The 14,415-nt window shown below is 58.4% G+C and carries 16 protein-coding genes and 1 tRNA gene; 7 read left to right on the top strand and 10 right to left on the bottom strand.

Going from position 1 to position 14,415, the window contains the following annotated elements; all coding sequences use genetic code 11:
• Window positions 1–258: 258 nt before the first annotated feature.
• The 5 genes from rplA to ACIOU9_RS01420 form a co-directional block, all read right to left on the bottom strand.
• The gene (gene rplA, locus ACIOU9_RS01440) at window positions 259–963 is read right to left on the bottom strand and encodes a 50S ribosomal protein L1 (RefSeq protein ID WP_105661540.1); all 705 of its coding nucleotides are present in this window, start codon (window positions 961–963) and stop codon (window positions 259–261) included.
• Between the two features lie 135 nt (window positions 964–1,098).
• Complete coding sequence (rplK, locus tag ACIOU9_RS01435; RefSeq protein WP_105657674.1) at window positions 1,099–1,530, bottom strand: 50S ribosomal protein L11; 432 nt, start codon at window positions 1,528–1,530, stop codon at window positions 1,099–1,101.
• 130 nt (window positions 1,531–1,660) lie between these two features.
• Window positions 1,661–2,530 carry a transcription termination/antitermination protein NusG gene (gene nusG / locus ACIOU9_RS01430; RefSeq protein WP_402695892.1) on the bottom strand — a complete coding sequence of 290 codons (870 nt, stop codon included), beginning with the start codon at window positions 2,528–2,530 and terminating at the stop codon, window positions 1,661–1,663.
• A gap of 72 nt (window positions 2,531–2,602) precedes the next feature.
• Window positions 2,603–2,851: a preprotein translocase subunit SecE gene (secE, locus tag ACIOU9_RS01425; protein ID WP_038992215.1), complete on the bottom strand. Its 249-nt coding sequence runs from the start codon at window positions 2,849–2,851 to the stop codon at window positions 2,603–2,605.
• Between the two features lie 114 nt (window positions 2,852–2,965).
• A tRNA-Trp gene (locus tag ACIOU9_RS01420) sits at window positions 2,966–3,038 on the bottom strand.
• A 268-nt stretch (window positions 3,039–3,306) separates the two neighbouring features.
• On the opposite strand from ACIOU9_RS01420, the gene ACIOU9_RS01415 reads away from it, so the two are divergent.
• The gene (locus tag ACIOU9_RS01415; protein ID WP_105661541.1) at window positions 3,307–4,506 is read left to right on the top strand and encodes a pyridoxal phosphate-dependent aminotransferase; all 1,200 of its coding nucleotides are present in this window, start codon (window positions 3,307–3,309) and stop codon (window positions 4,504–4,506) included.
• A 74-nt stretch (window positions 4,507–4,580) separates the two neighbouring features.
• Here the strand turns inward: ACIOU9_RS01415 and ACIOU9_RS01410 are convergent, their stop codons facing one another.
• Entirely contained in the window at window positions 4,581–5,249 is a 669-nt protein-coding gene (locus ACIOU9_RS01410; protein WP_133833619.1) for a response regulator transcription factor, read from the bottom strand.
• Between the two features lie 4 nt (window positions 5,250–5,253).
• Window positions 5,254–6,507 (bottom strand): ATP-binding protein, encoded by a 1,254-nt coding sequence (locus ACIOU9_RS01405; protein WP_133833618.1) that lies wholly within the window; start codon window positions 6,505–6,507, stop codon window positions 5,254–5,256.
• Window positions 6,508–6,633: 126 nt separating this feature from the next.
• On the opposite strand from ACIOU9_RS01405, the gene ACIOU9_RS01400 reads away from it, so the two are divergent.
• The 4 genes from ACIOU9_RS01400 to ACIOU9_RS01385 all read left to right on the top strand — a co-directional run bounded on the left by ACIOU9_RS01400 (window position 6,634) and on the right by ACIOU9_RS01385 (window position 9,778).
• Window positions 6,634–7,956 (top strand): PspC domain-containing protein, encoded by a 1,323-nt coding sequence (locus tag ACIOU9_RS01400; protein ID WP_133833617.1) that lies wholly within the window; start codon window positions 6,634–6,636, stop codon window positions 7,954–7,956.
• 12 nt (window positions 7,957–7,968) lie between these two features.
• Window positions 7,969–8,217: a hypothetical protein gene (locus ACIOU9_RS01395; protein ID WP_133833616.1), complete on the top strand. Its 249-nt coding sequence runs from the start codon at window positions 7,969–7,971 to the stop codon at window positions 8,215–8,217.
• A gap of 35 nt (window positions 8,218–8,252) precedes the next feature.
• On the top strand, window positions 8,253–8,495 hold the full coding sequence (locus ACIOU9_RS01390) for a PspC domain-containing protein (protein WP_105656871.1): 243 nt from the start codon (window positions 8,253–8,255) through the stop codon (window positions 8,493–8,495).
• Window positions 8,496–8,749: 254 nt separating this feature from the next.
• The gene (locus ACIOU9_RS01385) at window positions 8,750–9,778 is read left to right on the top strand and encodes a 6-phosphofructokinase (protein ID WP_402695890.1); all 1,029 of its coding nucleotides are present in this window, start codon (window positions 8,750–8,752) and stop codon (window positions 9,776–9,778) included.
• 74 nt (window positions 9,779–9,852) lie between these two features.
• Here ACIOU9_RS01385 and ACIOU9_RS01380 read toward each other — a convergent pair whose 3' ends face one another.
• The 3 genes from ACIOU9_RS01380 to ACIOU9_RS01370 all read right to left on the bottom strand — a co-directional run bounded on the left by ACIOU9_RS01380 (window position 9,853) and on the right by ACIOU9_RS01370 (window position 12,487).
• Window positions 9,853–10,935: a folate-binding protein YgfZ gene (locus tag ACIOU9_RS01380; protein WP_133833615.1), complete on the bottom strand. Its 1,083-nt coding sequence runs from the start codon at window positions 10,933–10,935 to the stop codon at window positions 9,853–9,855.
• A 2-nt stretch (window positions 10,936–10,937) separates the two neighbouring features.
• Window positions 10,938–11,552, bottom strand: coding sequence for an FABP family protein (locus ACIOU9_RS01375; protein WP_133833614.1), 615 nt, complete (start codon window positions 11,550–11,552; stop codon window positions 10,938–10,940).
• Between the two features lie 266 nt (window positions 11,553–11,818).
• On the bottom strand, window positions 11,819–12,487 hold the full coding sequence (locus ACIOU9_RS01370; protein ID WP_105661542.1) for a hypothetical protein: 669 nt from the start codon (window positions 12,485–12,487) through the stop codon (window positions 11,819–11,821).
• A 198-nt stretch (window positions 12,488–12,685) separates the two neighbouring features.
• Here ACIOU9_RS01370 and ACIOU9_RS01365 point away from each other — a divergent pair, with 198 nt between their 5' ends.
• Both ACIOU9_RS01365 and mshD read left to right on the top strand, forming a co-directional pair.
• Window positions 12,686–13,354: a response regulator transcription factor gene (locus tag ACIOU9_RS01365; protein ID WP_105656876.1), complete on the top strand. Its 669-nt coding sequence runs from the start codon at window positions 12,686–12,688 to the stop codon at window positions 13,352–13,354.
• Window positions 13,355–13,406: 52 nt separating this feature from the next.
• Window positions 13,407–14,363, top strand: a complete 957-nt coding sequence (mshD, locus tag ACIOU9_RS01360) for a mycothiol synthase (protein WP_133833613.1) — start codon at window positions 13,407–13,409, stop codon at window positions 14,361–14,363.
• Window positions 14,364–14,415: the final 52 nt, after the last annotated feature.

The raw sequence follows: 14,415 nt of genomic DNA, 5'->3' as shown, positions 1-14,415 counted from the left end.
TTGGGGAACGCTAGTAGTAAGTCCCGCCGATACAAAAGTTTTGGGGAAACTTTCGTATCTCATCCGCGTAGGGCCTTGGGGGATCCATACGCGGATGACCGAGATACTCGGTAGTCAAAGCTTATCATCGGCTACCGGCTGGTACGAAACATGAATACGCTTGCCAGCAGCCGTGGCCATCGCGCAGATTCCTCGTTTAAAAAGGAAGGGAGCATGCCGATTATCGGCATGCTCCCCCAAGCTAGTTAGCTACTAGACTTAGGCCTCAACGCGGGTTACGTTCGCGTCAACAGGAATACCTGGACCGAAGGTGGTAGCGATGGTTGCCTTCGAGATGTAGCGACCCTTCGAAGCCGAAGGCTTCAGGCGCATAACCTCTTCCAGAGCTGCTGCGTAGTTCTCGGTCAGCTGCTTTGCGTCGAACGAAACCTTGCCAATGATGAAGTGCAGGTTCGAGTGCTTGTCGACGCGGAAGTCGATCTTGCCGCCCTTGATGTCGGTTACAGCCTTGGCCACATCCATGGTCACGGTGCCGGTCTTAGGGTTTGGCATCAGGTTACGAGGACCCAGTACCTTACCCAAGCGGCCAACCTTGCCCATCAGGTCAGGGGTTGCAACTGCTGCGTCGAAGTCGGTCCAGCCGCCCTGGATCTTTTCGATCAGGTCGTCCGAGCCAACGAAGTCGGCGCCAGCTTCGCGAGCTGCTTCTGCCTTGTCACCGTTAGCGAAAACAACCACGCGGGCGGTCTTGCCGGTGCCGTGTGGAAGGTTTACGGTACCGCGAACCATCTGGTCAGCCTTACGTGGGTCAACACCCAGGCGGAAAGCAACCTCAACGGTCGAGTTGGTCTTATCGCCTGCGGTCTCCTTAGCCAGGGCAATTGCCTCGGCTGGAGCGTAGACGTTGTTGTCGGCATCGATCTTAGCCGCGGCGGCTACGTATGCTTTGCTGCGCTTTGCCATCTGCGTTTTCTCCTTATGCAGTCGTGGTCATATGGACCGCGCGGGGTCCTGCCACGGGCGAATCGATCAGATGACCGTTTCGCCTTAGATTGAATTCTTGGGTGCTATCCAGCGTGTGAACAGCGGAAGGCGGGATTAGCCTTCTACGGTCACGCCCATGGAGCGGGCGGTGCCGGCGATGATCTTGGCTGCAGCAGCCAGGTCATTTGCGTTCAGGTCAGCCATCTTGGTGGTGGCGATTTCCTCAACCTGAGCCTGGGTCAGGTTAGCAACCTTGTCGGTGTGCGGAACACCCGAACCCTTTGCAATGCCAGCTGCCTTCTTGATCAGCTCAGCTGCAGGAGGAGTCTTGGTGATGAAAGTGAACGAACGGTCTTCGTATACGGTGATCTCAACTGGAACAACGTTACCGCGCTGCGACTCGGTCGCTGCGTTGTAAGCCTTGCAGAATTCCATGATGTTGACGCCGTGCTGACCAAGGGCTGGACCGATTGGAGGAGCTGGGTTAGCAGCACCTGCCTGGATCTGCAGCTTGATGAGTCCGGTGACCTTTTTCTTTGGGGCCATGTCGGGTCCTTCTTACTCTTGCGTTTCCCGTGGCACAGGAGCGTGGCACGGGGATCTGGCTATCGTGGCGCGACAGCCAAGCGTACCCTCGCATCGATAAGCGACCGATGCGGGGCACGAAGACTTAATACTACTGGATCTTGGTGACCTGGTTGAAGTTCAGGGTCACTGGGGTTTCACGTTCGAAGATCGAAACCAGTACGACCAGCTGTGCGGCATCCAGCTTGATCTCCGAGATGGTTGCCGGCATCGTTTCGAACGGTCCGTCATTGACGATAACCGATTCGCCGACTTCGAAGTCCACGGTGACCTCAGTAATTGGAGCACGGCCTGGCTTGGACGCCGATGGCTGCTCTACTGGATCAACGATGGTGTGCTCAAGCATGGAGAACACTTCGTCAAGGCTCAGTGGGTTTGGATCGTGGGCGTTGCCAACGAATCCAGTGACACCTGGAGTGTGTCGAACAACACCCCACGAAGCGTCAGTCAGCTCCATGCGGACCAGGACATAGCCCGGGATGCGCACGCGGCGAACGATCTTGCGCTGAGTGTTCTTGACCTCGACGACCTCTTCCATTGGAACCTGGATATCGAAGATGAACTCATCCATGTCCTGGGTCTGGATACGGGTCTCAAGATTGACCTTCACGCGGTTTTCGTAACCAGCGTAGGTGTGAATGACAAACCAGTCACCTGGAAGACGACGGAGCTTAGCGCGGAATTCTTCCTTGAGCTTGGCTACGTTGTCTTCGCCCTCGGCTTCTTCAGCGTCGGCTTCGTTGTCTTCGCCCTCGGCTTCTTCAGCTTCGGCTTCGTTGTCGTCGCCTTCAGCTTCTACAGCTGCGCCTTCGATTACCTGAGCGTCTTCAGCGTCCTGTGCTGGTGCTTCGGTTGGGTCGACGTCAGCTTCTACAGCTGGCTCAACCTGATCGCCGGCGGCTTCAACGAACTCGTTTTCGACCTCGTCATTAATCTGCGGTTCGAGTTCCTTGTCGGACACTGCAGCTCCTGCTTTCTTTGACTGAATGACACTAAATTGCCTCGGGGTAATCATACCTCCGAGGCAACAAAATTACTGTTCGACCTTGTTGGTGAACAGGAGGATCGAACCCTGCCCAAAGACGAAGTCCAGGGCCGTCACGATCAGCATCACCACGACCACGAAACCGACAACAACCAGGAAATAATTCACTAGTTCACTGCGGGTCGGGGTGACGACCTTCTTAAGTTCTGCGATTACCTGGCGGAAAAACAAGAAGATCCGGGCAAAGAAACCCAACTTCTGTCCACCCTTACCGGAGCTGAGAGCAGATTCGGTCATGTTCTTCCTCGTTTCAAAAATTTGGCCAGTTGAAACAATCACGGTGTGCCATAGTCTATTCGACTGCAACACACCGTGATGAGATAATTCGCTAAGCGATAAATCGCTATTGCGCAGGGCAGACAGGACTCGAACCTGCAACCTGCGGTTTTGGAGACCGCTGCGCTACCAATTGCGCCACTACCCTTCGGAGCTTTTTACCGCTCCCACCTAGAACATCTTAGCGGATAAAACATTCAGCTTCGTCCGTTGCGATGTCTCGGCAACGAGAAATAACTTTACGCAACGAAATCGGAAATGTCGAACTGACAACCTCCGGTGTGGCGCAGAACGCATTCCCGCGCCCCGTTGCGCACCTTATTGTGTCATTTTCAAAATTGTGATGCTGAAGTGCAAGGTTGCGAACTAAACTGAGGTGTAACAGCTGTCCCCATAGACTTCAGGACGAATCCCCAATGTCTCGCATTTCTCGCCGCATCGGCGCAATTTCCGAATCCGCGACTCTCGCAGTAGATGCCAAGGCGAAGGCTCTTAAAGCAGCAGGTCGACCAGTAATCGGTTTCGGTGCCGGTGAACCCGACTTCCCAACCCCTGGCTACATTGTCGAAGCAGCAGTCAAGGCGGCCCAGGATCCAAAGAACCACCGCTACTCCCCTGCAGCCGGCCTTCCCGAGCTGCGCGAAGCAATCGCCGCCAAAACCATGCGCGATTCGGGCTACGAGCTCAAGGCCAACCAGGTTCTGGTCACCAATGGCGGCAAGCAGGCGGTGTACAACACCTTCGCAACCCTGCTTGATCCAGGTGACGAGGTCATCGTTCCGGCTCCGTACTGGACCACCTATCCCGAAGCCATCCAGCTCGCCGGAGGCAAGGCCGTATCGGTCTTTGCCGGCCCGGAGCAGGGCTACAAGGTTACCGTCGAACAGCTCGAATCCGTACTGACCGAACGCACCAAGGTGCTGCTGTTCGTTTCTCCTTCGAACCCCACCGGTGCCGTATACACCCCGGAGCAGGTCCGCGAGATCGGCCAGTGGGCTGCTTCCAAGGGGCTGTGGGTTGTTACCGATGAGATCTACGAGCACTTGACCTACGGCGATGCAACTTTCAGCTCCATCGCGACCTTGGTCCCAGAGCTCGAAGACCGAGTTGTCATCCTCAACGGCGTGGCAAAGACCTACGCAATGACCGGCTGGCGCGTGGGTTGGATGGCAGGTCCGCTGGATGTCATCAAGGCCGCCACCAACCTGCAGTCCCACGCCACCTCGAACGTTTCCAACGTATCGCAGCGAGCCGCCCTGGCTGCTGTTGCCGGGCCGCTGGATGCCGTGAACGACATGAAGGTTGCCTTCAACCGTCGCCGCTTGGCCATCGTCGAATCACTGAACGCGATTGACGGCCTGCACTGCCCTACTCCGGAAGGCGCGTTCTACGCGTATTCGGATGTTCGAGGCCTGCTGGGTCGCGAAATCCGCGGCGTTGTGAACAACACCAGTGCAGAACTTGCTGCTTTCATCCTGGAACAGGCAGAAGTTGCCGTCGTTCCAGGTGAAGCATTCGGCCCTTCCGGCTATATCCGCATGTCATATGCACTGGGTGATGCTGATCTCGAAGAAGGCGTCGCACGGATGGCCAAGCTGCTGGGCGAAGCCAAGTAGAAAAACCGCGCCGCTAAAGAAGCCGGGCAGTCCATGATGGACTGCCCGGCTTCTGTGCTTTGCCGCAGCGCCGTTTAGAGGATCTTGCGGTCCACAGCCCAACGGGTAAGTTCGTGGCGGTTGGATAGCTGGAGCTTGCGCAGCACATTGGACACATGCGATTCCACGGTCTTTACCGAGATGAACAGTTCCTTGGCTACTTCCTTATAGCTATATCCCCGGGCAATCAAACGCATGACTTGCAATTCGCGGTCAGAGAGCAAATCCAGCTCTTCATCGATTTCTGCCACCGGACCGCTGCTGCCAAAGGCGTCCAGGACGAACCCGGCCAACCGTGGCGAGAACACGGCATCTCCCCCGGCCACGCGACGTACTGCATCGGAAATTTCGGCCCCGGAAATGCTCTTGGTGACATACCCGCGAGCACCGGCACGGATGACCGTCACTACGTCCTGTGCTGCGTCGGAAACGCTCAATGCCAGGAAACGCGTGGATCCCAGCAGCCCGGTGCACCCCTTGAGCACTTCGGCCCCGCCCCCGCCGCGGCCACCGGGCAGATGCACATCCAGGAGCACCACATCCGGTTGCTGTTCGGTGATCACCTCGATGGCTCCTTCCACGGTGCCAGCTTCCCCGACAATCTGGATGTCCTGGGCCAAATCGGCACGTAAACCGGAACGGAAGATGGCGTGGTCATCCACCAGCACTACACGGTAGTTCTCGGTGGTGTTCTCAGCGTTCATGTTTCTATTCTTCCTCCATGTTCAGTGGCATGCTCAGCTGCACCTCGGTTCCGGATTCACCGCTCCGGATATGCGCCATGCCGCCTGCGCGTTCCATGCGGCCAATGATTGATTCCCTGACGCCGTGCCGGTCCGCCGGTATTCCATCTACTTCGAAACCGGTGCCGCGGTCACGCACATACACTTCTACTTGTTCGGCCGAGCATTCGATGAATACCGAAATCTTGCCCTCGGCATGCTTCGCTGCGTTCATCATCGCCTCGCGGCTAGCGGCCACCAGTGCCTGCTGCCCGGCAAAGCCCTGAGCATTGCCTACGGATATGACTTCTACATCACGCAGTAGCAGCTGTTCGATGTGGCTTGCCTCGTGCTGGATCTCAACGATTACATCTTCATCATCAAGGTCATGGTTGCCGTACAGCCATTGGCGCAGTTCACGCTCTTGGACGCGTGCCAAGGTTCTCACCGCCGCTGGGTCTTCACTGCGTTTTTGAATCACTGCCAAGGTCTGCAAGACCGAGTCGTGCAGGTGGGCCGCGAACTCTGCACGTTGGGCCGCCGCCTGGCGCGAGCTCCGTTCAGCGATGAAATCGCGCCAAAGCCGAGTGCCCCAGGGAAGCAACACCACGACTGCGCCGACAATGATCGCCAAGGCCGCCCACAAGCCGCCGAGCAGGTCTGCGGCTCCGACAGTATTGCCCAGCAGGGCCAGCAGACCGCCGATGACCAGGACCAGGCCAAAAGCCAGGCGCAGCAAGAAAGGCAGTGACGGGCGCTTCTTGTGCTCGGTGATACCTTCATCGAACTGGATCCAAGCCAGCACAATACCGGCAATCACGCCCAAGCTAGGCCAGATCAGATCCCAGCGGATATTCCAGCCGGTCCACTGTCCATAAGCCAGGACGGCGAGCGCCAGCAGGCCCGCACCGATCAGCGTGTCACGCCAGGTGGAGTTCCTTTCCCAACCTTCGCGTGGACGGAAGATGCCTTGCTGCACCCGGTTCATTTCTTCAGCAAGGCTGCGTGATCTGGTGCCCCAGGAGCGAAGCTCGTCAGCGTGCGCCTCTTCGGCGCTCGGGACGAATACCCAAAGCCACGCGTAGAGCAGAATGCCGATGCCGCCCAGTGCGGACAATCCCAGGAACCCAATACGCACGTACCCCAGCGGGATGCCCAGGTGCTCCGCGAGGCCGCCGCAGACGCCGGCGATTAGCCGGTTCTCGCTGCGCACCATCAAACGCCGTTCAGGACTTTCCATAGTTCTAAGTCAAGCACGTTCTTGTCGTTTCTTCCCGGTTGATCACCGGATCTAGGGGCACCCCTAGGGGAAGTTCAGGGTATCCCCTCATAGCGCGGGACCCCTGCCACACGAGAACATTGGACTATGAACAACGAAGGCTCTCAACGTCGTCGCGGCTTTTACGACCAGCTGCGCAAATCACCGATCACTCGCCAGGACTCGCAGTGGCTCGGTGGCGTTGCAACTGGTGTCGCCGATTATTTCAAGGTCGATGTAGTGCTGATCCGCGGCATCTTCGTGGTGCTCGGTGTCCTAGGCGGCTTGGGCATGGTGCTCTATGGACTGGCTTGGGCGTTGCTTCCTGATGCGGGAGGCAAAATGCATCTGGAAAGTGCCGTGAACCGGAACTGGACCAGCGGCATGACTGGCGCGGTGATCATCTTTGCGCTGGGCATCTTCCCTGCTCCCTGGTTCTTGGATTCGCTGGCACCGGTCCTGTGGCCCCTGGCTATTGTTGCGGCTATCGCATTCATTATCTTCAGCAGGAAGAACACCCGGTTTGCGCGTCCGGACCAAGCCCGCAATCCGGCAGCGACCGGTGACAGCTCTGCTGCCTCGCCAAGGGCTGCCGAGAAGAGCACCGCGTTGGAGCATCCTTGGCGTGAGGACGGCACCCAGAGTTTCAATGCGAGCGTAGCTAGCGGGTTCGGGACGAACTACCCGGATGCGCCGATGAAGGAGCACCCCATGAATTCAGGTGATTCTGGCCCAGCGGGCCAGTACGAAAATAGCTATTCGCCGGATCCCGCATACACGAAGGCCTACAGTGCCAAGGCGAATCGCAAGCCGATCAGCCGCCCGATTCCGGGTTGGCTTGGCACCACCGTCTTCGGCGTTACCGTGCTGGTGGTCGCCGTGGTCATGCTGGCCGACTACCTGGATATCGTGGCCTTGCCTGGTTCGGGCTGGACCGTGGCCTTGGCTTGCGGCCTGTTGCTTGTTGGCATCACCATTGTCCTAGCGGCCCTCTCCGGGCGAACCAGTGGAGGCCTGTTGGGTTTGGCCATTCCATTGCTGGTCCTGACGGTGATCTTCTCTGCTACGTCTTTCGAGGAATCTGCCCGCGGGTTCGTTCGATCGGCTACCGGCAGCGACAGCCAATACAGCGCTGTTTTCAGCAGCTCAACGGTTGACCTGACCCATCTGGGCAGTATCACCAAACCCACCACGGTGGAGATCGATTCTGTCTTCTCCAGAATGGATCTGCTGCTGCCGGAGAATGTTCCGGTGAAGATCGAGACCGACGGCGCATTCCTTTCCGGAATGGATATGGAACTGCCGCAGGACCGGCGGTCCTTGCCGGGAAATGCACCAATGCTGACCATTGAAGTAGACGGAGTTTTTTCCTCGTTCTCCACGACCGTGGATGATCCCAGCATCCTGAACCCCAGCAACACGGATTTCTAAGGACTGAGCCCCATGAATACTTCTTCTACTCCCGCTAGGAAATTCCCTACCGGAACCTTGGTCTTCGGCCTGATTCTGATCGTTGTCGCCCTGGCATCGCTCAGCCGTCTGGTCTTGCAGTGGAGCTTTGACATGCCGCTGTTCTTCATCGCTATCGTCGCCTTGGCCGGCGTAGCCATGATCTTCTCCGGATTGGCATCGGCCGGCAAGGCCCGCAAATCCGAAGCCGAACCACCGGTTCCCACCGACCCCAATCTCTAAGCCTCCAAGCTTTTCCAACAATTAGGAGTTCTCTGATGGACGCATTCTTCAACTCGCTTCGTTCCATGCCGCTTCGTCGCGGGCCAGGCCGATTGGCCGGTGGCGTCGCCGGGGGCATCGCCGACAAGTTCGGGTGGGATGTCACCTTGGTGCGTATCGCCCTACTGCTTTCGTTCTTGCTTCCGGTAATGGGTGTTGCCGCATATATCCTGGCGTGGATCCTGATCCCAGCGCAGGACAACACCATCATCTTGCAGAACTGGCTTCGCAAATTCTAAATACCGTTCCCGGCTGGCCTGCTCGGGAACGATGCTTGGCATCGCTATCCGGCTAGGGCGAGGCTCGTGCACTTCCGTGACATGAGACTCGCCCTAGTGGCTTTAAGCACGTACAATGGCACGCAGAGTAGATGCTCAATGGCGCGCGGATATTGACTGAAATCCGAATGGAACTCTTTGCTGTTACAGCGTTATCACGGGGCCTGCACGCTCCAGCTGTCGCACAGGGCTTTCCCATTACTAAGCGAGGGCCAATGCGCATTGGAATCATGACCTCAGGCGGCGACTGCCCCGGTCTGAACGCCGTCATCCGCGGTGCGGTACTGAACGGCATCAAAAGCTACGACGACGAATTCGTCGGTTTCCGCGACGGCTGGCGCGGCGTCAAGGAAGGCGACTTCTTCGACCTTCCGCGAACCGCTGTGCGTGGCATCGCCAAGCAAGGCGGCACCATTTTGGGCACCTCACGCACCAATGCGTTTGAAGGGGAACTTGGTGGCGCGGAGAACATTTTCAAGGTTCTCAAATCCAATAGCATCGATGCGCTGATTGCCATCGGCGGGGAAGGCACCTTAGCTGGCGCCCAGCGCCTATGCGAAGCCGGCCTTCCTATCGTTGGCGTTCCCAAGACCATCGATAATGACTTGGACGCCACGGATTACACCTTCGGTTTCGATACCGCTAACCAGATTGCGGTCGAAGCCATTGACCGCCTGCGCACCACCGGCGATTCCCACCACCGCTGCATGGTGGCCGAGGTAATGGGCCGCCACGTAGGCTGGATTGCACTGCACGCGGGGATGGCATCCGGTGCGCACGCGGTGCTCATCCCGGAGGTTTCCACCACCATGGAGCAGATCTGCCAATGGGTGAACGAAGCCCATGAGCGCGGACGCGCCCCGTTGGTGGTTGTGGCCGAAGGCTTTGTGCCAGAAGGCATGGAAGAAGCGTTCTCGGTACGTGGTCTCGATTCCTTCGGACGCGCCCGCCTTGGCGGCATCGGGGAGATGCTCGCCCCGGTCATTGAGGAACGTACCGGCATCGAAACGCGTGCAACCGTGCTGGGACATATTCAGCGCGGCGGCGTCCCCACCGCTTTTGACCGTGTCCTGGCCACCCGTTTGGGAATGGCTGCGGTGGATTCCATCCATGCCGAGGCGTGGGGCACCATGGTGGCGTTGCACGGCACCAAGGTGCTGCGCGTACCGCTGCGTGCCGCACTGAACAACCTCAAGCGTGTCCCCATGGAACGCTACGAAGAGGCCGCCGTGCTCTTCGGCTAGGCCTGGAGATACACCAAGGGCGTGGGTTGGAATGCTGTGAACAGCATTCCAACCCACGCCCTTCTCTTTGGCCTTTAGCCTTGCGGCGGGGTTCTCAGGAACCCGGTAAAGCGCCCAGCGACCTGGCCGGCGTCGGTCGCCACAATGACTTCCTGCGTTGCCGGGTAGCTCGTTTCGCCGTCCACCACGGACAGAACCGCTTCCGGGTCAACGTTGCGCTTGACCACGGCCAAGGCGATTGGCCCGGCTTCATAGTGCAAAGTCGCGGAAGTGATCCGGCCAACCGTGCGCTCCCCCAGCTTCACTTCGGCGCCGGTGGCAGGCAGCGTGTGCATGGAACCGTCGAGGTCCAAGAAAACCATGCGACGAGGCGGGTGGCCGATGTTGTGCACCCGGGCAATTGTTTCCTGGCCTTTATAGCAGCCCTTGTCCATGTGCACCGCGGTACGCAGCCAATCCAACTCGTGGGGAATGGTCTTGTCGTCTATCTCGGCACCGAAGCGCGGCTCCCACGCGGCGATACGCAAGGCCTCGACAGCCATCATGCCTGACAGCTCTTCGTCAGCTACTGCGACGGCAAGCTGCTCCAACTCCACGATATGCAAGAACCACGGACGTTCCTTGCCCGGGTGATCCTCACGGGAATAGGCCCAACCACCGTCGGTGATTCCGGGCCATGGGTTCTCCCAGACCAGGCTCCCGGCAGTGCCAATCTTGCGGGTAGCCGCCAATACGCCGTAGCTCTCGGAAAGATCATTGACCTCAACGCGCAGCATGAAGCGCATTGAGTTCAGGAACTGCGCCAACGCTGCTCCGGCACCAGGTTCAACGATCAGCAGCAAGCGATCTGCGGTGGCCAGCACCTTCATTTCGTGCTCAATGCGTCCTTGAACCGAAAGCAGCAGCGTCTGGGTGCTGTCTCCTGGCTTCAGGCTGGAAATGCGCTGGCTGCTGAGCGTATCGAGCCAACTCTGGCGGTCTTCGCCGCGGATCTCCACGACATCGAAGTGGCTCAGATCGGCAATTGCCTGGCCCTCAGCGAGTTTGCGAGCTTCGCGGGTAGGAGCGCCGTAGTGGGCTGCGACGCCGGCATCTACGCCGCCAGCTTCCACTGCAGCAGCACGGTCCAGCAGGACCGAACGGTATTCAGTGGCCATGATTAGTGCACCGTGCCTTCCGAGGTGACACGCTTGAGCGCCGCCGAGGCGTGCGCTTGAAGATCCATATTGCCCTTGGAAACATCCCAGCGCCAGAACAGCTCGCCATTGACCAGACCGTAGATCCGGGTTGAGGACGCGTAAGCTTGGGCGTTCTTGCTGCGCAGCAAGCTCTCGGTGGCCAGCTGAATGCGTGGTCCATTAATCAGGCCGTAATACAGCTCTGAGATGCCGTCTGGTCGGACAATTTGCGCCTGGATCTTGAAGCCGTCTTCGGTATGCAGCTTCTGCACATCGTCGGCCGAACGCAGTACCGGGAAGATGTCACCGGGTTCCATGCCAGGACCGGCATCGGCTTCCTGCTGTTCACGGTCCAAGGACCAGAAGCCGGTTTCAACGGCTAGGATCCGCAGCTTCGTGCCATCGGCTTCGGTCAGCCAGGCTTCACTGCGGTATTCAAGGTACGGCCCGCCAACGTCACGGAAGGTGACTTGCTGCCAGAAAAACTCGTCCTCGGCTTCGCCTTCGCCAAGACGGCCAGCACCTTCCCAGGTGCCGATGAGCCATGCGAAAGGTACAAGTTCCGGGGTGAGGTCCGTAGGTAGGTCAAAAGCCATGGACTACTCGCTCCTAAGTCAGTTAGTGATGAAATGAAAACAGCGCACACGTTGTTGTGTGCGCTGTTTCTACTTCTGGCCCTGGAAGAGGCGCTTCACTACCAAGCCTGCGAACCCAGCCATTCCGAGACCGGCGATCACTACAAGTGCCTGGAAGAAAATTTCGATTGCAAGGTAATTTTCATTCATGGCTTCATCTTAGCGCGGGAGGCAGGAGAACTTCGACACGCGTGACGCAGCTAGCATCATATTTGAACCGCTCACCGCTAAATGAAAGCCAGCACTTCCATCGCGTACCAGCTGACCGCACCGCTCATCAGCAAGATGGCGCAGGCAAGGCCAAGGATTCCACTCATGTTTCGTACGCTGCGGCTGACCAAGGCCAATGCCCGTAATGAACCCACCAGCAAGCCGGTCAGCAGTCCCAGGGTCGCCCCTTGGTACCAGAGCATATCGATTGGCAGCGCGCTGGAGGCCGCGCCCAATGCGGCAGCGACCACAGGCGCCAGAATCATGGTCATCCGGTTTGGCAGGCGGGTAACGGCAACCGCACCAGCCCCAAGCAGAGCGACCACGGTTGTGACGGCCAGCCCAAAGCCGTAGGGCACATAAGCACTAGCGGCCCAGGCGGAACCCAGCACGCCCAGGACTATGCCGGTCACGCCAGAAACCACACCGGCCAGCCGGCCTTCGGCTTCTGCCCCGCGCAATACCTGGCTGATAAATACCAGAAGCACGCCAACGGCGATTGCTTCGACACTATGTGACATCACCGACCCGCCTGGCATGAACATGGTCGAAGCCGTAGCCGCCAAAGAGCACAACGCCAAGATGATGGTGATCGGCCATGGCGCATCAGAGCGGACCATTCGTGGCCAGGTATAGGCGAAAATCAGCTGCAAGACCGCGGTGAGCACACCCATCAGCCAGCTCATCGAATCCAGACTTGCAACAACGACAAGCAGTGCCGCTGCAACGAGTCCACTGAATAAAACCTTGATTCTCAAATTCTGATTCCTGACGGTAATGTGTCCGCACTTGCGTGTTTACATGCGTGCTTCAACTGATTCATTCCTTATACTGTGACACGTAAAAGTGATTTTTTCGCAACTATCTGGCAGGAGGAAGACCGATTGGCTCACCTACTGCTATTAAGTAATCATGCCGAAAATGCCGCTGAAGTTCTTCCGGCACTCGAACTGTTATTGCACGAGATTTCTTTCTTCCCTGCAACAACGGAGTCGCTGAGCCAAATCCCTGAGTGCGACGCGGTCATCCTCGATGCCCGTACAGATCTCATTCCGGCGCGCTCCCTGGCGCAGTTATTGCACGCCAATTTGAATCTGCCCTTGCTGCTGGTTGTCAGCGAAGGCGCACTGGGCATTTTGAACTCGGATTGGTTTGCGACTGATTTCCTGTTGCCTTCCGCCATCCCTGCCGAGCTTGATGCACGCATCCGCCTGATGCTCTCCGGAGCCACGGTTCCCGCCCCCGCACCGGTGGCCGCTGAAAGCACTTCGGGCCTGCGCATCGATGAGTTGAGCTACACCGCCCGTATCGATAACCGCATGCTGGACCTGACATACAAAGAGTTCGAACTGCTCAAGTACCTCGCACAGTTCCCCGGCCGAGTCTTCACCCGCGAACAGCTGCTGCATGAAGTGTGGGGATACGACTACTACGGAGGCACCCGTACCGTAGACGTGCATGTGCGACGTTTGCGCGCGAAACTCGGCACCGATCATGAACAGCTCATCGGAACGGTGCGCAACGTCGGCTACCGCTTCCACACCGAATCATAACTTTCAGATAACTCCTACCCACTTCGCACATTTTACGACTATCGTGAAATGCATGAGCGAACTGCCACAGAACACTGTTTCCATCCAGCACGTCCCCGGTGAGCTTGATGAACGGGCGCTATCCGACGTGCGCCAGCTAGCCCTCGATGCGCAGAAAGCCGATGGCAACCCGCCGTTGAGCGACCAGACCCTGGTGGCATTGGCAGCCGATGAGCCTAGCCAGAATCTGCTTGCCCTGCTGGCTGAAGCCGGCGAAGGCGCGGAGTCGACGTTGGCCGGCGTTGCCATCGCGGTTCGGGAATCCCCGGATCAGCCTTGGGTCCTGGAACTGGTAGTCCACCCCGAGCATCGCCGCGCTGGCATTGGCCGGGCCCTGCTGGGCAAGCTCGGTGAGCTGCTGGATCTCTCGAAGATCCAGGCGTGGGCGCACGGCGACCACGATGCAGCCAAGAAGCTGGCCGCAGGTGTGGGCCTGGACCGCGTACGCGAGCTGTTCCGGATGCGCCGCGAAGGCACCGATTACCTTGAAGAGCCTGCGATTGATCGCCGGATTACGGTCCGCACCTTCCGTGTTGGCGAGGACGAGCCGCAATGGCTGGAAGCTAACGCCAAGTCCTTCGTGCATCATCCCGAGCAAGGTTCGCTGACCCTCAATGACCTCGAAGCGCGCATGTCCGAGGACTGGTTCGACCCATCCGGCTTCTTCTTGGCCTTTGACGCGGAGGAGAATCTGCTCGCCTACCACTGGACCAAAATCCATCCTGCTACCGCAGACGCGGTCCGCCCCACCGGCGAGGTTTACGTTGTCGGCGTCGTTCCCGAAGCGCAGGGACTAGGCCTGGGCCGGTCCTTGACCACCACCGGCATCAACTACCTGCTGGAACTGGGCGTCGATGCGGTGATCTTGTACGTGGATGCCGATAATGAAGCTGCAGTTAAGCTCTACCGCTCGCTGGGCTTCACACTTTGGGATGCGGACATTATGTACGGTCCGCAGAAGATAGACTAGGGGTACCGGCAGTCCCTGATTTATCGCGACTGCCGCCAGCGGTGTCTTTAGC

This window comes from Glutamicibacter sp. NPDC087583, from assembly GCF_044743685.1.
GTDB lineage: Bacteria > Actinomycetota > Actinomycetes > Actinomycetales > Micrococcaceae > Glutamicibacter.
This window is presented reverse-complemented; position numbering and strand designations above follow the sequence as displayed.